At 41.4% G+C, this 22133-nt stretch carries 24 protein-coding genes; 19 read left to right on the top strand and 5 right to left on the bottom strand.

Annotated elements, in window-relative coordinates:
- The first annotated feature begins 325 nt into the window (after positions 1–325).
- From ACYVM0_RS06080 to ACYVM0_RS06065, 4 genes are all read left to right on the top strand, one after another.
- Entirely contained in the window at positions 326–577 is a 252-nt protein-coding gene (locus ACYVM0_RS06080) for a GlsB/YeaQ/YmgE family stress response membrane protein (protein ID WP_460554029.1), read from the top strand.
- 336 nt (positions 578–913) lie between these two features.
- Positions 914–1465, top strand: coding sequence for a hypothetical protein (locus ACYVM0_RS06075; protein ID WP_460554026.1), 552 nt, complete (start codon positions 914–916; stop codon positions 1463–1465).
- Between the two features lie 150 nt (positions 1466–1615).
- Positions 1616–1948, top strand: coding sequence for a DMT family protein (locus ACYVM0_RS06070; RefSeq protein WP_460554024.1), 333 nt, complete (start codon positions 1616–1618; stop codon positions 1946–1948).
- A gap of 149 nt (positions 1949–2097) precedes the next feature.
- The gene (locus tag ACYVM0_RS06065; RefSeq protein WP_460554021.1) at positions 2098–2919 is read left to right on the top strand and encodes a DUF4382 domain-containing protein; all 822 of its coding nucleotides are present in this window, start codon (positions 2098–2100) and stop codon (positions 2917–2919) included.
- Between the two features lie 47 nt (positions 2920–2966).
- Here the strand turns inward: ACYVM0_RS06065 and ACYVM0_RS06060 are convergent, their stop codons facing one another.
- From ACYVM0_RS06060 to ACYVM0_RS06050, 3 genes are read right to left on the bottom strand one after another with little or no spacing between them, the layout of a single operon-like run.
- Positions 2967–3968, bottom strand: a complete 1002-nt coding sequence (locus ACYVM0_RS06060; RefSeq protein WP_460554018.1) for a WD40/YVTN/BNR-like repeat-containing protein — start codon at positions 3966–3968, stop codon at positions 2967–2969.
- A gap of 15 nt (positions 3969–3983) precedes the next feature.
- Entirely contained in the window at positions 3984–4700 is a 717-nt protein-coding gene (locus ACYVM0_RS06055) for a PrsW family glutamic-type intramembrane protease (RefSeq protein WP_460554015.1), read from the bottom strand.
- Between the two features lie 15 nt (positions 4701–4715).
- Positions 4716–4853 (bottom strand): hypothetical protein, encoded by a 138-nt coding sequence (locus ACYVM0_RS06050; protein ID WP_460554012.1) that lies wholly within the window; start codon positions 4851–4853, stop codon positions 4716–4718.
- A gap of 112 nt (positions 4854–4965) precedes the next feature.
- On the opposite strand from ACYVM0_RS06050, the gene hutH reads away from it, so the two are divergent.
- The 10 genes from hutH to ACYVM0_RS06000 all read left to right on the top strand — a co-directional run bounded on the left by hutH (position 4966) and on the right by ACYVM0_RS06000 (position 15880).
- Positions 4966–6456, top strand: coding sequence for an HAL/PAL/TAL family ammonia-lyase (gene hutH, locus ACYVM0_RS06045; protein ID WP_460554009.1), 1491 nt, complete (start codon positions 4966–4968; stop codon positions 6454–6456).
- A gap of 160 nt (positions 6457–6616) precedes the next feature.
- The gene (locus ACYVM0_RS06040) at positions 6617–7069 is read left to right on the top strand and encodes a GxxExxY protein (protein WP_460554006.1); all 453 of its coding nucleotides are present in this window, start codon (positions 6617–6619) and stop codon (positions 7067–7069) included.
- Entirely contained in the window at positions 7066–8133 is a 1068-nt protein-coding gene (locus tag ACYVM0_RS06035; RefSeq protein ID WP_460554003.1) for a glycoside hydrolase 5 family protein, read from the top strand. Before ACYVM0_RS06040 ends, ACYVM0_RS06035 begins: the two co-directional genes overlap by 4 nt.
- A gap of 58 nt (positions 8134–8191) precedes the next feature.
- Positions 8192–9091 (top strand): hypothetical protein, encoded by a 900-nt coding sequence (locus tag ACYVM0_RS06030; RefSeq protein WP_460554000.1) that lies wholly within the window; start codon positions 8192–8194, stop codon positions 9089–9091.
- A 142-nt stretch (positions 9092–9233) separates the two neighbouring features.
- Positions 9234–11033 carry a urocanate hydratase gene (hutU, locus tag ACYVM0_RS06025; protein WP_460553997.1) on the top strand — a complete coding sequence of 600 codons (1800 nt, stop codon included), beginning with the start codon at positions 9234–9236 and terminating at the stop codon, positions 11031–11033.
- Positions 11034–11069: 36 nt separating this feature from the next.
- On the top strand, positions 11070–11414 hold the full coding sequence (locus tag ACYVM0_RS06020; protein WP_460553994.1) for a hypothetical protein: 345 nt from the start codon (positions 11070–11072) through the stop codon (positions 11412–11414).
- A 33-nt stretch (positions 11415–11447) separates the two neighbouring features.
- Entirely contained in the window at positions 11448–12152 is a 705-nt protein-coding gene (locus ACYVM0_RS06015) for a hypothetical protein (RefSeq protein WP_460553991.1), read from the top strand.
- 1506 nt (positions 12153–13658) lie between these two features.
- Positions 13659–14072, top strand: coding sequence for a helix-turn-helix domain-containing protein (locus ACYVM0_RS06010; protein ID WP_460553988.1), 414 nt, complete (start codon positions 13659–13661; stop codon positions 14070–14072).
- Between the two features lie 456 nt (positions 14073–14528).
- Complete coding sequence (locus tag ACYVM0_RS06005; protein ID WP_460553985.1) at positions 14529–15179, top strand: hypothetical protein; 651 nt, start codon at positions 14529–14531, stop codon at positions 15177–15179.
- 314 nt (positions 15180–15493) lie between these two features.
- Positions 15494–15880 (top strand): hypothetical protein, encoded by a 387-nt coding sequence (locus ACYVM0_RS06000; protein WP_460553982.1) that lies wholly within the window; start codon positions 15494–15496, stop codon positions 15878–15880.
- A gap of 13 nt (positions 15881–15893) precedes the next feature.
- Here ACYVM0_RS06000 and ACYVM0_RS05995 read toward each other — a convergent pair whose 3' ends face one another.
- On the bottom strand, positions 15894–16553 hold the full coding sequence (locus tag ACYVM0_RS05995; protein ID WP_460553979.1) for a TMEM175 family protein: 660 nt from the start codon (positions 16551–16553) through the stop codon (positions 15894–15896).
- Between the two features lie 407 nt (positions 16554–16960).
- Here ACYVM0_RS05995 and bla point away from each other — a divergent pair, with 407 nt between their 5' ends.
- Positions 16961–17842: an MBL fold metallo-hydrolase gene (bla, locus tag ACYVM0_RS05990; RefSeq protein WP_460553976.1), complete on the top strand. Its 882-nt coding sequence runs from the start codon at positions 16961–16963 to the stop codon at positions 17840–17842.
- Positions 17843–17985: 143 nt separating this feature from the next.
- Entirely contained in the window at positions 17986–18603 is a 618-nt protein-coding gene (locus ACYVM0_RS05985; protein WP_460553973.1) for a hypothetical protein, read from the top strand.
- A 147-nt stretch (positions 18604–18750) separates the two neighbouring features.
- On the opposite strand, the gene ACYVM0_RS05980 is transcribed toward ACYVM0_RS05985, so the two are convergent.
- Entirely contained in the window at positions 18751–19269 is a 519-nt protein-coding gene (locus ACYVM0_RS05980; RefSeq protein WP_460553970.1) for a DinB family protein, read from the bottom strand.
- Positions 19270–19475: 206 nt separating this feature from the next.
- Here ACYVM0_RS05980 and ACYVM0_RS05975 point away from each other — a divergent pair, with 206 nt between their 5' ends.
- From ACYVM0_RS05975 to ACYVM0_RS05965, 3 genes are all read left to right on the top strand, one after another.
- Positions 19476–20507, top strand: a complete 1032-nt coding sequence (locus ACYVM0_RS05975) for an LLM class flavin-dependent oxidoreductase (protein WP_460553967.1) — start codon at positions 19476–19478, stop codon at positions 20505–20507.
- 202 nt (positions 20508–20709) lie between these two features.
- Complete coding sequence (locus ACYVM0_RS05970) at positions 20710–20994, top strand: hypothetical protein (RefSeq protein ID WP_460553964.1); 285 nt, start codon at positions 20710–20712, stop codon at positions 20992–20994.
- A gap of 120 nt (positions 20995–21114) precedes the next feature.
- On the top strand, positions 21115–22089 hold the full coding sequence (locus ACYVM0_RS05965) for a Gfo/Idh/MocA family protein (RefSeq protein WP_460553961.1): 975 nt from the start codon (positions 21115–21117) through the stop codon (positions 22087–22089).
- The last annotated feature ends 44 nt before the right edge of the window (positions 22090–22133 follow it).

Genomic DNA, 22133 nt, shown 5'->3' with positions numbered 1-22133 from the left:
AATGGATAATTTTTTTTAACCCCGAAAGCACTTTCTAAAAAATTAAGCTTTTGTACTAAAGACTGTATCCATTATTTTATTATCAGGTTATATTACCTACTATTCTCCTTACATTAAAATTATACAGCTGGTTTTATGCCAGCTTTTTTTATTGCAAAAACAATTTCTCAATCACGGTAAGTGTGCCTGGTTAAATACATATCTCCTTACCTCAACATAGTGCTGAAAATATAAAGCTGCTGCCGGAGGAAAAATTATCCATTATTTCATTATCCATTATTAATTAGAGTATATTTATTATTATTTAACTTTTAAAATAAACATCATGGAAGGAGCAATTGTTTCTTTGGTTCTTGGTGCTATTGCCGGCTGGCTTGGCGGGCAATTGTTTAAAGGTAGCGGCCTTGGCCTTATTGGTAATATCGTTGTGGGTATTCTCGGCGGTATTATCGGTTACTGGGGCCTGGGTAAGTTAGGTGTAAGCCTCGGCACTGGCTGGGTAGGTTACATCTTAACTGCTGCTATCGGCGCCGTTGCATTACTGGCCTTGCTAAACCTTGTTTTCAGGAAGAGTTAAACCTTATCAATTCTAATAAACCTTATCGTAAAAAGGATACTCATTACTGAAGTATCCTTTTTTATTTTTATACAGCATACATGGCCGGTGTCCGCATCCGCGGTCGATGTGGACACTGAACACGGGAGAAAAATCCGGGGTAGGGGCCGTCATCTATGGCCGTTAGCCACACCGACCACAACACAAACCGGTGCCGGTAGCTTTCAGAAGCTTTGTCAGAGCAATGCATATTTTTTCAGTAAATAATAAATAATTAATTTTCTTTTCAATAGCAATTCCCTCCTGAAAAGCGGGGTTTTTTATTAATGGCAAATGTTTTACTTTAGTAGTAATTACATGAAAAGAATTGCTTTGTATATCACCCTTGCTGCCTGGTGCAGTTGTTCACCTTCATCAAAATTTACCGATGACTGGCAATACCAGCGGGGAGCTGTGTTAACGGATATAAAAGCAATATCCCTGGAAGGATTTATGGAACGCTGGATGCAGAATATTAAACTTAAGCCCGGTTGGTTTGATGCCAACCTCAATGAAATGCATAAAGACACCCTCTATACTTATTTCAAAAAGGCAACTCTTAAAACTCCATTATACTATAAAGTAAGAAACGATGATCTGGGTACTGTAGATTATACTGCAGTAGACGGGGAGTTGATTTTTGAAAAATTTAAAAATGAAATTGTACCGCAGGAAGATAAAAATTTAGTAAAGCGTTTTACCCATATGTCCTTTGATGAATCCAAACGCCGCTACAACTGGCATTACAATCGGCAGAACAGGGAGATCATCATTGACTGTTACTGGAAAGAACATTGGGGGTTTAAAAAGATCATCGATAAAAAATATACAGCGGTGTACAGTATTGATAAAAAAGCCTTTCATCCATAACAAGGATTATCAGTTGCAATAACTAATTCTTAACCGGTATAATTCAAATTTAAATAACGGGAATGGTTTAATTTTATACAAAATTTTTATGATCAATAATGATTGATTGCATACAAGGCATCATTCTCTATTCACCATTCACATTATACCATGATTCGCACTATCTTACTCCTTACCGCCTCCAACATTTTTATGACCTTTGCCTGGTATGGCCATTTAAAATATACCGGGATGCCATTATGGAAGGCTGTTGCCATCAGCTGGGGCATTGCTTTTTTTGAATACTGCTTAATGGTGCCTGCCAACCGTGCCGGCTTTGCCAATGGCTTTAATGGTTTTCAATTAAAAATTACACAGGAAGTAATTACACTGGTTGTGTTTGCCGTGTTTGCGGTACTGTATTTAAAAGAACCCTTTCACTGGAAATACCTGGTAAGCTTTGCATTGATACTGGGCGCCGTGTACTTTGCCTTTAAAAAATAATCCTTTACATTTTATACAACTGTTTTTTATTCCCGTTCAGCAGTAAGTTTTTACAGCCCGGCAACATTGGCATTATTACGGGCCTTATTGGTATTAATTTGGTTGCATTATTCTGTGTAACAAAAATCAATCACCGTAAAAACTTTCGTATGAAAAACAAAAAACCGCTGCTTTTTTTATCGCTGTTTCTTTCAACAGTAATTATTGCTTTTGTTTCCTGTAAAAAAGAGGTATCTACCGAAAATGGTTTAACAACAGGGCCTGTACCAGCCGGCAAAGCCGAAATGAAAATCATGCTTACAGATGATCCGTCTGTAATTTTTGATTCCATCTTTATTGATATACAAAGAGTGGAAGTAAAAGTAGAAGATTCTACAGGAGCCGAACACTGGGATACTCTCAGCATCAGGGCAGGAGTGTACAATATCCTTAACTTCCGGAATGGATTAGATACCCTGCTGGCAGTTGGTTTTGTACCCAATGGCGAAGTGGAAAAGATCCGCATTACGTTAGGCACAAGAAATTCGGCCGTATTAAATGGCGTTACCATTCCGCTTACCAACATTGCGCCGCAGATAACGGTAGAAGTGAAAGGCGATGTGGACCATCTCGACTTTAATCATTTACGCATCTGGTTAGATTTTGACGGGCATGGTTCCATCAGGTTTCATAACGGAAGATGGGAACTGAAATTACAAATAGGTCATTTTGGCCACCACAGTTCAGGCGAACTGGAAGGCGAAATAAAACCATCAGCAGCACTGCCGGCAATGGTTGCTGTAGTAGACGGAACAGATACGTTAAGGGCTGTTCCCGATCATGAGGGTGAATTTAAGATACGTGGTATTAAAGCCAGTACAGTAAAAGTGATCATCAATCCGTCGAACGGGTATAAAGATTCAGTGATCAGCAATGTTATAATCAGGCACAACGACGATACCAACCTGGGGAAGATTGTTTTGCATAGGTAGTTCTTATAAGTATCAACTTAGGGCCGGTGATTCTTCACCGGCTTTTTTTATAGTACCAGCCTGCCTATTTTACCATTGCCTGCAAAAAAAACAGCTTTCCCTTTTTTGGCTTTGCGGCAAACATTAAATCCTTCCTTGCTTATCCATGCCCATGTTTTGCCATTGTCTTTGCTGTAATCCACGCCGTTGATGCCGCAGGTAATCCAGTTATCGGCATTCAAGAATTCAACACAACTTCTGTAACCATGCGGTGCAATAACAGGTACCGAAAAAGTATTGCCGCCATCAGTGGTAATGCAACAGTTTTGGGTGGTAGAATCTTTGGTGGTAAAATCGCCGCCCACAATAATTACCGTGGTTTTCTTTTTTACACGTTTTACACCTATAGAATTGGCGCCTGTGGTTTCCTTGCCCTGTATAATGGGCAATTCAATTTTTTTATCACGGATAAACATACGGGAATGTACACCGCCGGTTACAAAAACTGCTTCCTGTAAATTTAATGCAGCAACATTGGTGCCACTGGAAGCAAAGCAGGCTTCGCCTTTTTCTGCCGTAGGAAAATATTTATCGGGCAATGCACGCCAGGTTTTGCCGCCATCAAAAGTACGGGCAATAAAAATTTTATTATCAATCGGGTCGCCAATTACAATGCCACTCATTTCGTTCCAGAATTCCATGGCATCTAAAAACATGCCGGTGGTTTTATTTTCATACACCACATCCCATGTTTCGCCGCCGTCTTTTGTTTTTAAAATATAAGCCGGTGTATCAATACCCATGATGATGGCATTTTTTGCATCAAAGGCTTCAATATCCCTGAAATCAGTTTTTTCAAAACCTTTTACGGTCATCCACGTAAAGGTATCGCCACCGTCAATACTTTTGCCCACGGTGCCCTTGCTGCCGCTAACCCATATCACTTTATCATTCACCACGCTCAGCCCACGCATCGAAGTCTTTTTATCAGACACCAATACCTGCACGGTTTGTGCAATGGAAAAACTAACAACAAAACAAAATAGTAAAAGCAACAATGTTTTTTTCATAACAGCGAAAATAATTTATAAAGTTGAAGTATCAGTATGAGTAATGGCATTTAAACTATCATGATAATCTTTTGAAATGGCTTGTTTTTTCCTGATGGCCCGCCGGCTTAAATATATGGCAATAACAAAGGAAGCCAGGGCGCCGGCAATATGCAATAAAGAATTGCCTAAAAATAAAAAATAATCAAAAGTACCATGGAATACAACCGGCCAGAAAACAGCCTGTATAAAATACCAGTTTCTTTTTACAGGATCAAACTTTGCAAAGCCGGTAAAATATCCCATCAGTACACCGAATGTGGCATGTGCAGGCACGGATAAAAACATCCTGGTAATACCGGTGCCAATACCATGTTCCATTACATAGCCGATATTTTCCAGGGTAGCAAAACCCATACTTACCATCACGGCATATACAATGCCATCAAAAGGGTCGTCGAAAGCCCTACGGGGATAACAGAACAAACGCAATACTATAAACTTGCTGCCTTCTTCGCTTAAAGCCACTACAGCATAGGCAAATATGGCTACCGAAACATAAGAGGCGCTACCTAAATGCTCTGCAGAAATACCAAATGTTTTCTCTATAATAAAGGCGGGGATAATGCTCAGCATGCCTAAAATAAAACTCAGCAACAGCAACCACAAGGGCTCTTTGTTGTATTTATCTTTAAGGTAAATAAAAATGCAGATGGCAAGCCCGGGGGCAATGGCTAAAGCTAATAAGCCCATAATAGAGAATGTTTTTTAGTGTATCAGGTTAAACCTTGCCTGGCTTTTAAAAAGGCCGCTGTTTAAAAGTGGCCCCGTGGCTACTTCGTCACTTTGGGTCTTTGTGGCAACCGTCTTTCGCAGCAAAGTGGCGAAAAATAATTCTTTTGTCATTATAAACCTGGGTTTAAACGTAGTAAATTCTCAAACTTTAAGTCTACTGGTTTTTTAGTTACTTTTGAACAAGTTAAAATAAATTTACGATTAGCCAAAAAATTGCCGGTACATGAGTTATAATTATCTTCCTTTAGATAAAAGCCCTTTGAATTTTCAACAGGTAAAAAACCTGTTAGCTTTTAACCAGTTGGTATCTATTACATTTGATGCACACCACCGCATTACCGAATGCCGTGATTACCTGGATAAAAAATTAGATACCGATGATGCATTGTTTTACGGCATCAATACCGGCTTTGGATATTTACAAAATGTAAAGATCGATAAAACGCAATTGCAGCAACTGCAAAGCAATTTAATACAATCGCATGCCTGCGGGCTGGGGGAGGAAGTGCCGAAAGATATTGTAAAGCTGATGGTGATGCTGAAAATAAAATCGCTCAGTTACGGCCATAGCGGCGTACAGATTGATACCGTAAAAAGATTGATGGAAATGTACAATGCCGATGTGTTTCCCGTAATTTATACGCAGGGGTCATTGGGTGCATCGGGCGACCTGGCACCACTCTCTCATTTAAGTTTACCATTGATTGGCCTGGGCGAAGTATGGCACGAAGGCAAAAAAATGCCATCAGCTGAAGCACATAAAAAATTCGGCTGGCAACCCATTCAATTGCAGAGTAAGGAGGGCCTGGCACTCATCAACGGTACGCAATTTATGAGCGCCTATGGCATGCATAATTTATTAACTGCCGAGCGGTTATTAAAATGGGCCGATATCATTGCCGCTATTTCTTTTGATGCTTTTGATTGTACGATGGAACCGCTGCATCCCAAAATCCATTCTATACGCAGCCATAAAGGCCAGGTAGATACTGCCGCCAGCATCAGCAATATTTTACAGGGCAGCGCTATTGCGGCACAAAAAAAGCAACAGGTGCAGGACCCCTATTCTTTCCGTTGCATTCCGCAAGTGCATGGCGCAACCAAAGATACTTTTGATCATGTGCTGGGTGTGTTCATCAAAGAAATCAATTCTGTAACCGATAACCCCAATATTTTTCCTGAAGATGATTTAATTGTGAGTGGCGGTAACTTCCACGGTCAGCCGTTGGCGTTATGTTTGGATTTTTTAGCCATTGCGATGAGTGAGATTGCGAACATCAGCGAAAGAAGAACCTACCAGTTGATCAGCGGACAACGAAACCTGCCTTTATTTTTAGTGAAAGATGCCGGCCTCAACAGTGGCTTTATGATTCCGCAATACACGGCTGCCGGCATTGTAAGTGAAAACAAACAATTGTGTACACCGGCTTCGGTGGATTCTATTTCTTCCAGTAATAACCAGGAAGACCACGTGAGCATGGGTGCTAATGCGGCCACCAAATGCAAAAGGGTAGTGGACAATGTGGGAAAAGTATTGGCGATTGAATTACTGACAGCCGTGCAGGCATTGGAATTTCGCCGGCCATTGAAAAGTTCTGCGGTGATTGAAGAAATTGTTACGGCATTCAGAAAAGAAATCAGTTTTAATGCAGCGGATAGGATTTTGCATGAGGATATGGTGAAAGCAATTGATTTTATTCGGTCTGAACGGTGATTTGGGTAGATTAAAAAGATTAACAGGATTGTTTGAACGGTGATTATAAAGGAGTAAAAGACTGATAGGGTTACCATTATCATCAGATCCTTTTAATCAAACCCATCCACCCAAATCCCTGTTCAGACAAAAGAGAGTTAAAAAATTAATACTGTTAGTTATGCCACAGTTTAAATTTGAAAACATCACAAAGAAGATAATTGGCGCTGCCATGAAAGTACACTCCACTTTGGGCAATGGTTTCCAGGAAGTGATTTATCAAAGGGCAATGGAAATAGAAATGCGAAAAACAGATGTGTTGTTTGTAAGAGAATTTAACATGCCCATATTTTATGATGGCGAACAAATAGGAGAGCGAAGGGTTGATTTTTTTGTGGAAGGTATTATTAGTGTAGAATTAAAAGCAAGAGAAGTTTTGGAAAAAGTACATTACGCACAAGCCAGAAATTATTTAGAAGCCTATAATCTTGAAGTAGGATTATTATTGAATTTTGGTAACGTGTCCTTAGAATTCAAACGACTTGAAAATCCAAAATATAATCCCAACCTGCAATCTCAAAAATCTGTTTTAATCACCCCAAATCCCCGTTCAGACAAAAAGCAAGCAATATGAAAAAATATTTCTCCATCATTTTACTCCTTTGTATCAGTAGCTCTGCCCTTGCCCAACCCAAAATATGGCCCGCCGCAAAAGCCAACAACTGGTACAAACAACAACCCTGGTTAGTAGGTGCCGATTTTTTACCCAGCACCGCCATCAACCAGTTAGAAATGTGGCAGGCACAAACCTTTGATGCTTCCACCATTGATAAAGAACTGGGCTGGGCACAAAATATCGGCATGAATGTAATGCGGGTGTACCTGCATGACCTGGCATGGAAAGCAGATGCTACCGGTTTTAAAAAACGGATGCATATTTTTTTAGACATTGCTGCCAAACACAATATCAAAATACTCTTTTGCATATTTGATGATTGCTGGAACCCCGATGCAAAAATCGGCACACAACCCGAGCCTAAACCAGGCGTACACAATTCAGGATGGGTGAGAAGCCCTGCGCAGGCCGTACATGATGATCCCACGCAATGGGGTTACCTGCAGGAATATGTAAAAGATATTTTAACCACGTTCAGAAATGATAAAAGAATTTTAATGTGGGACCTTTACAATGAACCCGATAACAGCGGTTACGGGTTAACGTCATTGCCGTTGTTAAAAAAAGTATATGAATGGAGCTGGGCAGTGCGGCCATCACAACCCTTAACGTCGGGTGTGTGGTCGATGGATTTTCCTGAAGTGAATAAATTTCAGCTGGAACATGCTGATGTCATCACCTTTCACAATTACGATGATACGGTAACTATGAAAAAAGCGATCGATAGTTTACTGAAAATTGGCCGTCCGCTTATTTGTACCGAATATATGGCAAGAAAGAACAACAGTACATTTCAAACGCACCTGCCCATTTTAAAACGCTATCATGTAGGTGCCATCAACTGGGGTTTGGTAAGTGGCAAAAGCAATACCATTTTTCCATGGGGTAGTAAAGAAGGCAGCCCCGAACCCACACCCTGGTTTCATGATGTATTTAGAAAAGACGGAACGCCGTATGATGTAAAGGAAACAGAATTGATAAAAGCTGCTACAAAGAATAACACAAAGACACACAAAAAATAACACGGTATTACACAAAGAAGCCTCCGTGCATCACTGTGAAAAAACGCTGTGCATCTCTGTGACAAAAAACAATAAAAGAGTGGCGTACAAGTATTCTATATTTTTTATACTCCTAATGTCGCTGTATGCTGCAAAAGGCCAGGGGAAATATTATCCTAAAGCGCAATGGTATACTTCTTCTCACAAGTTGTTTCAAGTGAAAGCTAAGCCGAAAAAAGTAACCGAATTTTTTTATAATGGGGTAGACAGCCTTACGGGAACAGACCTGAAAAAAATCGGCTCCTACGATGAGTTTATTTATGATACTGCCGGTAATTTGCTATCCCGTAAACTTTTTTTTGATGATAATTTCTGGAACCAATTCACAACAAACTTTAGTTCAACAGGGTTAGTTTCTGCATTTCAGTCAAAATCAAAAGCCGGTATTGAAAATGGAATTCTTATGAAAATAGCACCAGCCGGCGATGGGAGATATAAACAAATAATTTATCGTAATAATAAACCTGGTCAGGTTATTTTTTATACGTTTAAAAATAAGGGCGACGATATTTTGTTGGTTGAACAGAAGAAAATAGGCGATCACACAACCACTAATATTTCCAACCTGCACTATAATGGAAACCAATTACTAAGCGATTCTGTAAAAGTGGTAACAGGAAAAGATACTTACAGTACACAAAAAAAATATTTTTATGGTAAAGACAATTCATTAGACAGCGTTATTACCTATTCAGGAAAAGAAAGAAAGCGTTTGCTGTTCATAAAAAATGAACATGGCGATCCATTAGCCGAAATAGAAATTGAACACAATGATACAACGGAGTATAAGACCTATATTTATCTTTACGATGCAAAAGGAAACTGGATAAGAAGAGTGGAAGAAGATCGTTTGTCTTTTGGACAAACCGTTTTTCAGAATCAGAAGTTTTCGATGATAAGACGTGAAATAATTTATTAATTAAAATGCAATCGTCTGAACGATGATTTAGAAGGAGTAAAAAGATTAACAGGATTAATACAAAAATAAATCCTGTAGATCAACCTCCATCCACCCCAATTCCCATTCAGACAAAAAAAGTTAATCATAAAATATTTAGATCATGAATATAACAAATCAAATCAATCCATTACCATCCACCCCAATCCCCGTTCAGACCCAACACTACGACGCAATAAAATACGCCACCCCAACCGGCAACACCCTTACCTGTAAAGGCTGGATACAGGAAGCTGCCTTGCGTATGCTCTTAAATAATTTAGACCCGGAAGTAGCCGAACGCCCCGAAGATCTGATCGTTTACGGCGGCCGCGGTAAAGCCGCAAGAAATTTTGAAAGCCTTGACTTAATAATAAAAGCGCTAAAAGCTTTGGAGGAAGACGAAACCTTACTAGTGCAAAGCGGCAAACCTGTTGCCATGTTAAAAACACATAAAGATGCACCAAGGGTTTTGATCAGCAATTCGCAACTGGTACCTAACTGGGCCAACTGGAAACATTTTGATGAGCTGGAAAAAAAAGGCCTGATGATGTACGGGCAAATGACTGCCGGTAGCTGGATATACATTGGCAGCCAGGGCATAGTACAGGGCACTTACGAAACCTATTCAGCCATTGCCAATAAACATTTTGGCGGTACATTAAAACATACACTCAATGTAACCGCAGGATTAGGTGGCATGGGTGGTGCACAGCCATTGGCCATAACCATGAATGAAGGTGTGGCATTAGTGGCAGAAGTAGAGGAGTGGCGCATCGACAAAAGACTGGAAACAAAGTACCTCGACGAAAAACATACCAATATAGACGATGCCATAAATGCAGCTATGCATTACCGCAAAACAGGCGAAGCCAAAAGCATTGGGGTATTGTGCAATGCCGTGCATTTGTTAGACCGGCTGATACAAAGAGAAATTATACCTGATACACTCACCGACCAAACCAGTGCCCATGATCCGTTGATCGGCTATGTACCGCATACCCTGACCAACGAACAGGCCAACGTATTACGTGAACAAAACAAAGAAGAATACATCCGCTTCAGTTACGAGAGCATGCACCTGCATGTACAGCTGATGATAGAATTAATGGATAAAGGTGCCATTACATTTGACTATGGCAACAATATCCGTGCAAGAGCAAAGGAATACGAAGAACGTGAGTTGTCAGTGGTGAATCGTGAGAAGAACCCTGGTACTGAGGTTCCACTCAGGGCTCACGGCTCACGTTTCACGTTTGGCCGTTGTTTCGATTTTCCGGGATTTGTACCGGCATACATACGTCCTCTCTTCTGCGAAGGCAAAGGCCCTTTCCGTTGGGCAGCACTCAGCGGTGACGCTGCTGACATTGCAGTAACGGATGAGGTGATACGCAATTTATTTCCGCAAAATAAATCTTTGATACGCTGGTTAGATCTTGCAAAAGAAAAAATCGCTTTCCAGGGATTGCCGGCACGCATTTGCTGGCTGGGCCAGGGCGAAAGAGAAAAAGCAGGCGCTGCTTTTAACGAACTGGTACGCACCGGCAAGGTAAAAGCCCCCATTGTAATTGGCCGCGATCATTTAGATACCGGAAGTGTGGCCAGCCCTAACCGTGAAACTGAAGCCATGCTGGATGGCAGCGATGCTGTTGCCGACTGGCCGATATTAAATGCATTGGTAAATACAGCAGGCGGCGCTTCCTGGGTGTCCTTACACCATGGCGGTGGTGTGGGTATGGGCTATAGCATACATGCAGGCATGGTGATAGTTGCAGATGGCACCGCTGATGCAGCCGCAAGGCTGGCACGTGTGTTACGTAACGATCCGGGTATGGGGGTGATACGTCATGCAGATGCTGGTTATGATATTGCATTAGATACGCTGAGAAATAACAACCTTGATTTCAGAAGCAGGTTACAATAAATTTTTAATGCTGCGCTTTATGGCACAATAATTTTTATGGAACACCAGACATTTATACTGAAAGGAAAAAACATTGCCACATCAGTAAGCGAATTTGTGCGCCACTATTACCAGGAAGCTTTTTTAAGCGAATACCTCGGTGGTTTTTTAATGGTGTATGAAGACTACAGTTTATTAAACGGCAATGATATCATGATCTGCCTGCGCTTAGATAGCACCGCCAGTGAGGAAGGCATTATCAAAATTGAAATGATTTCCGGCGGAGGAAGCGATAACCTGGTAACAGGCGCACTGTTTGGCAGTGAGAAGAGACGGATAAGGCATTTTGCTGAAGCACTGAATGTATTTTGTGCGGAGAAAAATATTGTGCTTGAAACCTGATCAGAGACAACAACAAAAAATAAAAACAATGCTATGAAATATGTACTCTTTGTATGTTTATCGTTTACAGGCTTAGTAGCCAATGCACAAAAGGTAAATCCTGCACTCGCAAAGTCTGCAGCATTTTATAACAAAACAATGGTGCTGATAAAACCTGTGTACAAAAACTATGTTACGCAAACTGCCAAAGCGTTCAGCAACCGAAAGCCGAATATCGACAGCCTGAAGCAAACCATGAAAACGCCGGCCAATTCCATTTTCAGCGATCTTACCGCTGTTGATATAAGTACTCTTGTGCAATTGGTAATGCAGGCAATGGTAGCGGAGAATGAAGCGGATATAAAAAGTATAATGGCAAAAATACAGGAGATCAATAAAAAGAAAGAATCCTTACGCCAGGAAGATGAACGTATCAGGGAAGCTGCTAAAACAGCGGAGTATGCCGGTATAAAGAATATGGCAACCAACATGGACAAGAACCGCCAGCAAAAAGAAACACAACGCAAGACCTCCGATAGTACTAAAATAAAAATACCCATCTATACAGCCGAACAGGCAAAACGTTTGGCTGCAATACAAAAAGAAAAAGATGCCATAAGTGAAATGGGAGAACAGGATCAATTACAACTACAGCAATTAATGGAAAAGAAGAGCCAGTTGGAAACGATGATCAGCAATACCATGAAGGCGGCGGGGGAAACACAGAATAATATTAGTAGTAATCTTAAAGGTAGTTGATGCGGAGAATGAAATTCATATGATGGCGAGTGAAGCTTTGGGTAACCCTTACTGGCCCCCCTCACTGGCGACAGTCTTCTTCCGCAGGAAGGCGACTGGTGTCTACTGATCTTAGCGGTTTTAAACCGCAGCATACATTTCAATAAAACAAAAGCAGCCTGCCACCAGCACCTGCCATTCCTACGGAACTTGTACAGCATCGTATATATTTTTTTACCCACCTCATGTCCTCACTGGCGCCAGTCTTCTTCCGCAGGAAGGCGACTGGCGTCTACTGATCTTAGCGGTTTTAAACCGCAGCATACATTTCCATAAAACAAAAACAGCCTGCCACCAGCACCTGCCATTCCTACGGAACTTGTACACCATCGTATATATTTTTTTTACCCACCTCATGTCCCGATGGGACGGTGGTAATGTATAAAAAATATTTACTTACCTGCACTCCTCACTGGCGCCAGTCTTCTTCCGCAGGAAGGCGACTGGTGTCTACTGATCTTAGCGGTTTAAAACCGCAGCATACACTTCAATAAAACAAAAGCAGCCTGCCATCAGCACCTGCCATTCCTACGGAACTTGTACAGCATCGTATGTATTTTTTTTACCCACCTCATGTCCCGATGGGACGGTGGTAATGTATAAAAAATATTTACTTCCTCACTGGCGCCAGTCTTCTTCCGCAGGAAGGCGACTGGTGTCTACTGATCTTAGCGGTTTAAAACCGCTGCATACACTTCAATAAAACAAAAATAGCCTGCCACCAGCACCTGCCATTCCTACGGAACTTGTACACCATCGTATATATTTTTTCTACCCACCTTATGTCCCGATGGGACGGTGGAGATGTACAAATAGCATTTACTAACCGGCACCTCCATCATTATTCCTCACTGGCGCCAGTCTTCTTCCGCAGGAAGGCGACTGGTGCCTGCTGATCTTAGCGGTTTAAAACCGCAGCATACATTTCAATAAAACAAAAGCAGCCTGCCACCAGCACCTGCCATTCCTACGGAACTTGTACACCATCGTATATATTTTTTTACCCACCTTATGTCCCGATGGGACGGTGGTGATGTACAAATAGCATTTACTAACCGGCACCTCCATCACTCACTGGCGCCAGTCTTCTTCCGTAGGAAGGCGACTGGTGTCTACTGATCTTAGCGGTTTAAAACCGCTGCATACACTTCAATAAAACAAAAATAGCCTGCCACCAGCACCTGCCATTCCTACGGAACTTGTACACCATCGTATATATTTTTTCTACCCACCTTATGTCCCGATGGGACGGTGGTGATGCACAAATAGCATTTACTAACCGGCACCTCCATCATTATTGCTATTCAACCATACCTGTACTAATCATAAAATCCACTAACCCCGCCCGTTAGCCCGGGCTGTTTACAAAAAATGCCGGCAATAAAAAATCCATACCTGTTTTTTCAAAAATTTTATGTTATTTTACTACAGTAAAAGCTGTAAATTTATCATCTAACAAATACTGCAATGACGGATAAAAAAATACACGAAGGCCGCAATATAAAACGCTTTAGAGAAATGCTGGGCATAAAGCAAGAGTATATGGCAGCCAAATTAGGCGACGACTGGAATCAAAAGAAAATTTCACTGCTGGAAAATAAGGAAAGCATTGATGCAGGCATACTGCAACAGGTTGCTGAGGTCCTGAAAATTCCTGTTGAAGCATTTCAGAATTTTGATGAGGAGCAGGCGGTGAATGTGATTGCAAATACTTTTACCAACAGCGATAATGCCATTGGTTTTGTCATCAATAACTACAATCCCATCGACAAACTCGTACAACTTCACGAAGAAAAAATAGTCTTGTATGAACGTATGATAAAAGAGAAAGACGAAATGATGATAAAATTGGAAAAACTTTTAGCAGAGCACAAAAAATAAACCATGCAAACCCGGGGCAAAGCCGTGGTTACTCCGTATCAAAGCCGTACCAAAGCCGGTAGAAGCCGGTAAATACTTCTTGCCAACACTATAGTTGGTCCTTATCCGCCCTTTCTGGTGCAAATATTCTGCCCCTGCTGATTTTAGCGGTTTTAAATCGCAGCATACACTTTAATAAAACAAAAACTGCCTGCTACCAGCACCTGCCATTCCTGCGGAACTTGTACACCATCAATATAATTTTTTCTACCAACCAACCTATCGCCCTGAAGGGACGATGCTTGAATGACTCACTGGCAACTGTATGACCACCTTAAAAAGCAATCAGTCTAAACCAGCATCAAATAAAATCCTCAACTTTTAATTATATATTTACTTCGTGTTACCCAACTATAATAAATATTATTGCTACCAGTAACACTGCCGTATGTTAACCACCAGGTAATGCAATACAAAATGAAAAAAAAATTTTTACTATCACTGCTGTTGTATTTAATTTTCTTTTGCACAGCGGCACAGAGCAGGTTCCGGCAAACTTTATCTAATCGTTTCACAATAGACTTTCCTGTTAAGCCTCAATTCAAAGACACTTTAGGCAAAGATGTGTACTATTCTATAGGCGATTCGGCCTGCTACACTGCAATAGTAGCGGATGATGAAGAAACGGGGGATATGCTCCACTCAGAAAAAGACCTGTATGAATACTATGAAGGGATTATTGAAGGGATATTGAAAGCAGAAAAAAGCAAACTTGTTACTAAAAGCAATATTCAATGGAATGGTGTTAAGGGTATGGAAATTGAATGTTCGTTACCGGTAAAAACCAATATTTACGATCTTAAATTCAAAAGATTTTTCTTTTTCAATAGAAAACTAATTGTTCTGGATTATTCCACATTTGCTCAATACCGTAATGTAACTGAACAGGACAAAGCAAACTTCTTCAGTTCTTTACAACTGGTACAAAAAAACACGGCCGTAAGTCAATACAGTGCCAATGTAAAATCAGGTACGCATTCAACGGCCTATGCTTTGGGTAAAATTACCGGAGTGCTGGTAATGCTTTTAATTTTAGGGTTTATAATCTACAGGGTTGTAAAAAGATAAACTCACCGGCGCCAGTCTTCTTCCGCAGGATGGCGACTGGTGCCTGCTGATCTTAGCGGTTTAAAACCGCAGCATACACTTCAATAATATAAAGCGCCTGCCCTCAGCACCTTTCGTTGCTATACAACCTGCAAACTGTCGTTGTAATTCTTTCTGCCCGCCTTTGGTCTTGATGGTATCGTTACAACCTGCAAAAAAAAGTAACGCAGCTGCTGATAACTGTCATCCCGAAGCTTTCTTCCAATTCGGCTTTTCTCAATACATTTATGCGGTGCCACAATTGCTTTGCAGGCTCCGTTAAAATACCCGGGTAAATGAAAAGTAAAATATTAAACCTGCTGTTGATCCTTACTTCGCTATTAGGTTTTTTACAGTGGGGTAAAGGCAACAAACTATTTTTGTTGCAGGCCGAAGCGGAGATCATTACAAAATTATTCACCCATCCGCTTACTGTGCTGCATCCCTTAACCATACTGCCCTTGCTGGCACAAATACTGTTGCTGGTAACTATCTTTCAAAAAAAAGTAAGCACCACCTTAACCTATTTTGGCATTGGCGGATTAAGTATGTTGCTGCTGCTCATGTTTGTAATAGGGGTAATGAGTGTCAACCTGGAAATCATATGGTCAACCCTTCCTTTTTTAGCAGTGGCGGTGTATACAATCGGTTACCACCGGCAAATAAAAAAGCAGCATGGGTAAAACCATAATGGACTCAGTACTTTTTACTCAGCTGGTATTTTTTACGGTAATGCAGGGTTACAAAGGTTTCAATAATAAAGATGGAAAGTAAAAATATTCTTGCCGTAAAAGAACCCAGTAAACGGTGTACTATAAACGAAACAAAAAAGCAACCTACCACCACAAGGGATGACACTATTTTATAACGGTACAGCGGCCCGGGTATCTCGCTGCTCACCTTATTTTTTTTACGGGCAATGTATACCCACAGCCATACCTGTATAAGGCCGGCCGCCATTACATTTATGCAATAAATAAGATAAGGCTGAAAAAAAATATACTTGCTCATAAACGCAGTGGTAAACGGCATACATACAATGGTAAATAAAAACCAGCCATTAATATTCAGCAGCTTGCGGTTATAGTCGGTTACAAAACCAAACATGGTATGGTGTACCCGCCAGTAATTGCCCACTACAATAAAGCTGATAATAAATCCGATAAACTCAGGCAGCATTTCGCCCATGGCATGCCCAAAGCCCGAATTAAAACCGTCTTTATCGTGCGGTAATGCCGGTACTTTTATTTCTATCACCAGCAGGGTAATGGCAATGGCAAAAACAGCATCCGAAAAAAGGGCAATACGGTCCAGTTGAAATTTAAGGCGTTCTTCATGTAAAGGTTCATGGTTCATGCAGCGTTGGTTTTATAAAAAATAAATATAAAGAAATCCACTCACCGGCACAAGTCTTCCTGCAAACAAAGCGGGCAGGTAAATTTTGCTGTTTAGTGCAGGGTATGCCTTAACAATTCAACTCCGGTTTGGCTGGCGGCACCTGTTTTACTGATACTGATCATTGTGTTGTACCCATATGGTCATTGAAAAAAGAAAACTGTACCAATACTTTTATACCGGTTTTTCATAGGATATTGGATTAAAACGGGGCCGGATTTTTATCCTTTGCCCCCTTTTTTTCTTTGCTGGTAACCATTGCTACGGCCACCACCGGTAAAATATTTTTTTCTTTTTTCAGCAGCACAACTCGTTGTGTATGCCAATCGCAATATCTTTGAATCCTCAACCCGATTCATCGCCACTATATGTTTACCCACGCACTAAAAAATATCCTGCTTGCCATTGCAGTAGCCACCACCATTACCGTAACCGCACAAAAAGTTACAGAACCTCCTTTAACCCGGCCCGAATGGGCAAAGCCTTATGCACCCTTTCGTATTGCAGGCAACCTCTACTATGTAGGCACTTACGACCTGGCCTGTTACCTTATCACTACCAGCAAAGGAAACATACTCATCAATACCGGGCTGGCCTCATCTGGTAGCGTAATAAAAAAGAATGTGGAAGCGCTGGGGTTTAAATTTTCACAGATAAAAATTTTACTCAACACACAGGCTCATTACGATCATATGGGCGCTATGGCGGCTATTAAAAAGCAAACCAAAGCTAAACTGATGATGGATGAAAATGATGCAGCTGTAGCAAAAGACGGTGGCAGGTCTGATTATGCATTGGGTGCCGGCGAAAGCACTTTTGCACCTGTAACACCCGACAGGGTATTGCACGATAGTGATATCATTAAGCTGGGCGATATGCAGTTGATGCTGTTGCATCACCCGGGGCATACCAAAGGTTCCTGCAGTTTTTTATTTACGGTAAAAGATCAGCAGCAGTCTTACAAAGTGCTTATTGCCAACATGCCCACTATTGTTACCGATAGTTTGTTCAGCCATATCAGCACTTACCCTTCAATAGCAAACGATTATGCTTATACGCTGAAAGGAATGAAAAATATCTCCTTCGATTTATGGCTGGCTTCGCATGCCGGCCAGTTCAACCTGCATGATAAACATAAACCCGGCGATGCTTATAACCCTGCGGCTTTTAAAGACCAGGCGGGTTATGATGAAGCCTTAAAAGATTTGCAAAAAGACTATGATGAAAAGATGAAAGAGGAGAAGAAGTGATAGTAGAATATTGATAATGTTTTAATGGGGCAGTAGTATTGGTGACAGGATATAGTGTATTATACTACGCATTTACCTGGCATAACGGGCGCAGCCACACTGCCGGCAATTTTATTTACATTTACTGCACTAAAAAACATGCTATGATATTTAAACAAACGCCATTAAGTGGTGTAAGCCGCAACAGGCTGGTGCCGGCCGTGATGCTTTTAGTGGCAGGCATATTATTTGTTGCATGTCATGGAATAGATAAAAATACCGGTCATATACAAACAGGTGCATCGGGCAGTAAAGAAAAAATACTATTGGACAGGCCCGGTTATGCTTTAACCTATCCCGCCGACTGGCGCATTGATTCCTCTTCCAAACTATATGATATCGATAGCCACTTTACTTTGCATTCCCCGGTAGAGAGCGGGCTGGTTACCTTCTTTATATTCAATGTACTTAAAGATGAAAAGGAAACACTGGAAAAGCATGTTAAAGCACAGCTATCCACAACCATGAAGGATGGTACAGTTTCATATTTTACCAGCTGGGGCAATTACCAGGGGCACGGGGCAAGCCTTAAAGGCAAACTGGATGGCCTCTATAAATCTGAACTGAAAATATTTGTATATGGTTCTGAAACCTGTTCTTTTTTGATTGTCTCTATTTGCGCCGATGGTTACCGGGATGAAGTGCTGCCGGGATTAACGCAGATCACATCTTCTTTTAAAATAAAACATACTAAAGTGGTGGTGCCGGCAAATCACTCGTAGGTTTGGTGAAACGGGAATGGTGAATATTGAATGTAGTGGGGGTAAGGCGATAATTTTTTAGGGCACCTCATTTTGTGCAGGGCTAAAAAAATACCGCAGCTGCTGTATCAACTGCGGTAACAAAAGCAATTATTTAAAAAGAGAATCTTAATTAGCCTGCGCCATCATAGCCTGGCTGTCTTCGTAATTGGGGCCATATAAACCGGGTACTTTATTGCCGCTGGCCCTTAAATGTGCCACCAGCTCTCCTCGGTGATGGTACAAATGATTGAATAAAAAACCTCTCGCCACTACAATCTTAGGCATCGGGGGCATAATGTCCTTACCACCCATTTGCATATGCCATACATTCATAAAGGCAGATTCATCGGCGTTCTCCAGTACTTTTCTTGCAGCTGCTACATTCTCTTCAAATTTAGCAACAATATTTGCTGCCTTGCTGATATCGCCTTTATCATATTTATAACTGCCCATATCAAATACGTCCCGGTTAAATGTGCCTTCGTACCAGTTGTATACTTCTGCAATGTGAGAAGCCAGTTGCCCGATGGACCATAAATGTGGTTGTGGCCTGTATCCCAATGCCGAATCAGGTATGGCCTGTAATAATTTACGGGTGCTTTCAGCTTCATGCTCAAACTCACCCAATAGCGCTTGTTTAATCATTGTTTTTATTTTTAGTGGTTATAAATGTACTGTTTTTGGTTTGCTTTTTTATTATCCTTTTATTAAGAAATAATGCTGTAAAATGCAACCAAGCATTAGTAGGCATATTGATACATTTGGTTGCATACAATTGCTGCGCTTGCGCTTAACCTACATTAATTTTTAGTCTGTACACCCGGCTTATCTTTGCAAAAAATAAATACAATATGGAATTAGGCGTAGGTATGTTTGGCGATATACAACATGATAAAAATGGTAATCTGCAACCTGCAGGCCCACGGTTGCAGGAACTGATTGAAGAAATAAAACTGATGGATGAAGTAGGGCTGGATTTTTATGGCATTGGCGAACATCACCGGCCCGATTATGCGGTATCCACACCCGAAATTATTTTAGCCGCAGCAGCAACCGTAACTAAAAAAATAAAATTAGGCAGTGCTGTTTCTGTCTTAAGTTCGGCCGACCCTGTAAAATTATACCAGAGTTTTGCTACGATAGACCTCATCAGTAACGGCAGGGCAGAGCTGGTGGCAGGCCGCGGTAGTTTTATAGAATCCTTTCCTTTGTTTGGTTACGACCTTAAAGATTATGATGGCTTGTTTGAAGAAAAATTAGACCTGTTGCTGAAAATAAATAACGAAAATCCTGTTACCTGGAAAGGGAAATTCAGGCCGGCATTAAACCAGCAGCAGGTATTGCCCCGTGCAGTAAATGATCACTTAAATATATGGGTGGCAGTAGGCGGCACACCCGAAAGTGTATTGCGTGCCGGTAAAGCCGGTCTGCCGGTAATATTTGCTATCATTGGCGGTAACCCGGCTCAGTTTAAATCCTTGTTTGATTATTATAAAGAAGTGTACCAGCATTTTAAACACGATATGAAAAAATTCCAGGTGGGTGTACACATGCATTCTTTTTTTGGAGAAGATAGTACACAGGTGGCGGAGGAATATTATCCCTTATACTCTTCGCAAATGGACAGGATTGGCCGCAGCCGTGGCTGGCCACCTTACCAGAAACAACAATTTGACCTGGGCAGAACAAAAAACGGCGCTTTAATTATTGGTGATGCCAATGAAGCAGTGGATAAGATTCTGCAAATGCAGGAAATGTTTGGGTTAACCCGTTTTTCTGCACACATGGATGTAGGCGGCCCTTCGCATGCAGCCCTGATGAAATCAATTGAAATATTCGGCACTAAAATAGCACCCAAAATAAGAGCAGCTTTAAAAAAATAATCAAGAAACAGGAAGTTGCCTCCGGCAACAGAGAGCGGAACGCAGATTTTTATGATTAGTTATGATCTGTCTGAGAAAATCATCATCATCATAAAAATCTGCGTACCACAAAAGCACCGAAGGAGCCCTGTTAAAATCATTCTTCCCAACAATTTCTCTTTCATTGCTATTAAATTTAACTTTATGCAAAGCAAAAATTATAATGCAATTCGAAAAATTTCAGCAAAGCCTAATCCATACTTCACCACCGGCAGATTGTTCTGTTTATTTACTGGCCATGTGGCATGATGCCCATGGCGATTGGGATGCGGCGCATCACCTGGTAGATCATTTGAATGATGCTACCGCATGCTGGGTGCACGCCTATCTCCACCGTAAAGAAGGGGATAATGGTAATGCCGGTTACTGGTACCACAAAGCCAATAAAAAAATGCCTGCCATCAGCCTGCAGCAGGAGTGGGAAAATATTGTAAAAGCATTATTGTAAATGATGCAGCTGTAATAAAAAATATAAACCGGCATTCATAACAGTTGTTTTGTAATGCAGCATTATTTTTGACAGGGAATAGTTTAAACCTGCGGCTCTTATCATCTTTCAATTAATATTATGCCAACAATTAACTGGGGAATCATCGGTTGCGGCGATGTGACCGAAATAAAAAGCGGGCCTGCATTTAATAAAGTGCCGGGTTCAAAACTGGTGGCGGTAATGCGGCGCGACGCTGCTAAGGCCGCCAGTTATGCCCAACGCCACCAGGTACCCAAATGGTACAGCGATGCACAGCAGTTAATTAATGATCCCGAAGTAAATGCTATCTACATTGCCACGCCACCCGATTCACACGAAGCGTATGCACTCGCTGCCATCAATGCAGGCAAGCCTGTGTATGTAGAAAAACCAATGGCGTTAAATGCAACCGCCGCAAAAAATATGGCCACTGCTGCAGCAGCAAAAAATATAAAATTAGCAGTAGCCCATTACCGCAGGGAGCAGCCTATCTTTAAAAAAATAAAGCAACTGATTAATGAAGAAGTGATAGGTGATGTACATCTTGCACGCATTGAATTATACAAACCTCCCTTATCGCCGCAGGAGCTTACTACCACACACCACTCGTGGCGGGTAAACCCTGCAATTGCCGGTGGTGGCCTCTTTCACGACCTGGCGCCGCACCAGCTGGACCTGATGTATTATTTTTTCGGTGCCGCAGAAAAAGTTACCGGCATTGCCACCAACCAGGCAGGCAATTATACAGCCGACGACCTGGTAACAGGCTGTATCTTATTTAAGAACGGTGTGGCGTTTAGCGGCACCTGGTGTTTTAATGCTGCGGCCACTACAGATAATTGCGAAATTATCGGCAGCACCGGCTCTATATATTTCAGTGTATTTGGCGGCAACACCATTACGGTAATTGCGAAAGGCATCAGGCAGATTTTTTCTTTTGATACACTGGAACACGTGCAGCAGCCGATGATAGAAAAAGTAGTGCAATATTTCCAGGATGAAGCACCCAATCCCTGCAGCGGGGATGAAGGAGCCGCCGTAATGCAGCTGATGCAGGGCTTTGTGGCCCGGTAAATGCCTTGTTTATTTTTTATTACTTACTTGCAATAAAGATGGTA

The sequence above is a fragment of the Ferruginibacter profundus genome (genome assembly GCF_054783275.1).
This window is presented reverse-complemented; position numbering and strand designations above follow the sequence as displayed.

Excerpts from the sequence above, each read along its gene's own strand:
- ACYVM0_RS06080 (WP_460554029.1), top strand. The coding sequence starts at position 326 with ATGGAAGGAGCAATTGTTTCTTTGGTTCTTGGTGCTATTGCCGGCTGG.
- ACYVM0_RS06020 (WP_460553994.1), top strand. The coding sequence starts at position 11,070 with ATGGAACACCAGACATTTATACTGAAAGGAAAAAACATTGCCACATCA.
- ACYVM0_RS06005 (WP_460553985.1), top strand. The coding sequence starts at position 14,529 with ATGAAAAAAAAATTTTTACTATCACTGCTGTTGTATTTAATTTTCTTT.
- ACYVM0_RS05965 (WP_460553961.1), top strand. The coding sequence starts at position 21,115 with ATGCCAACAATTAACTGGGGAATCATCGGTTGCGGCGATGTGACCGAA.
- hutU (WP_460553997.1), top strand. The coding sequence starts at position 9,234 with ATGAATATAACAAATCAAATCAATCCATTACCATCCACCCCAATCCCC.
- ACYVM0_RS06000 (WP_460553982.1), top strand. The coding sequence starts at position 15,494 with ATGAAAAGTAAAATATTAAACCTGCTGTTGATCCTTACTTCGCTATTA.
- ACYVM0_RS06015 (WP_460553991.1), top strand. The coding sequence starts at position 11,448 with ATGAAATATGTACTCTTTGTATGTTTATCGTTTACAGGCTTAGTAGCC.
- ACYVM0_RS06070 (WP_460554024.1), top strand. The coding sequence starts at position 1,616 with ATGATTCGCACTATCTTACTCCTTACCGCCTCCAACATTTTTATGACC.
- ACYVM0_RS06040 (WP_460554006.1), top strand. The coding sequence starts at position 6,617 with ATGCCACAGTTTAAATTTGAAAACATCACAAAGAAGATAATTGGCGCT.
- ACYVM0_RS06035 (WP_460554003.1), top strand. The coding sequence starts at position 7,066 with ATGAAAAAATATTTCTCCATCATTTTACTCCTTTGTATCAGTAGCTCT.
- ACYVM0_RS06055 (WP_460554015.1), bottom strand. The coding sequence starts at position 4,700 with ATGGGCTTATTAGCTTTAGCCATTGCCCCCGGGCTTGCCATCTGCATT.
- bla (WP_460553976.1), top strand. The coding sequence starts at position 16,961 with ATGTTTACCCACGCACTAAAAAATATCCTGCTTGCCATTGCAGTAGCC.
- ACYVM0_RS06050 (WP_460554012.1), bottom strand. The coding sequence starts at position 4,853 with ATGACAAAAGAATTATTTTTCGCCACTTTGCTGCGAAAGACGGTTGCC.
- ACYVM0_RS05995 (WP_460553979.1), bottom strand. The coding sequence starts at position 16,553 with ATGAACCATGAACCTTTACATGAAGAACGCCTTAAATTTCAACTGGAC.
- hutH (WP_460554009.1), top strand. The coding sequence starts at position 4,966 with ATGAGTTATAATTATCTTCCTTTAGATAAAAGCCCTTTGAATTTTCAA.
- ACYVM0_RS06060 (WP_460554018.1), bottom strand. The coding sequence starts at position 3,968 with ATGAAAAAAACATTGTTGCTTTTACTATTTTGTTTTGTTGTTAGTTTT.
- ACYVM0_RS05980 (WP_460553970.1), bottom strand. The coding sequence starts at position 19,269 with ATGATTAAACAAGCGCTATTGGGTGAGTTTGAGCATGAAGCTGAAAGC.
- ACYVM0_RS06010 (WP_460553988.1), top strand. The coding sequence starts at position 13,659 with ATGACGGATAAAAAAATACACGAAGGCCGCAATATAAAACGCTTTAGA.
- ACYVM0_RS06075 (WP_460554026.1), top strand. The coding sequence starts at position 914 with ATGAAAAGAATTGCTTTGTATATCACCCTTGCTGCCTGGTGCAGTTGT.
- ACYVM0_RS05970 (WP_460553964.1), top strand. The coding sequence starts at position 20,710 with ATGCAATTCGAAAAATTTCAGCAAAGCCTAATCCATACTTCACCACCG.
- ACYVM0_RS06065 (WP_460554021.1), top strand. The coding sequence starts at position 2,098 with ATGAAAAACAAAAAACCGCTGCTTTTTTTATCGCTGTTTCTTTCAACA.
- ACYVM0_RS05985 (WP_460553973.1), top strand. The coding sequence starts at position 17,986 with ATGATATTTAAACAAACGCCATTAAGTGGTGTAAGCCGCAACAGGCTG.
- ACYVM0_RS05975 (WP_460553967.1), top strand. The coding sequence starts at position 19,476 with ATGGAATTAGGCGTAGGTATGTTTGGCGATATACAACATGATAAAAAT.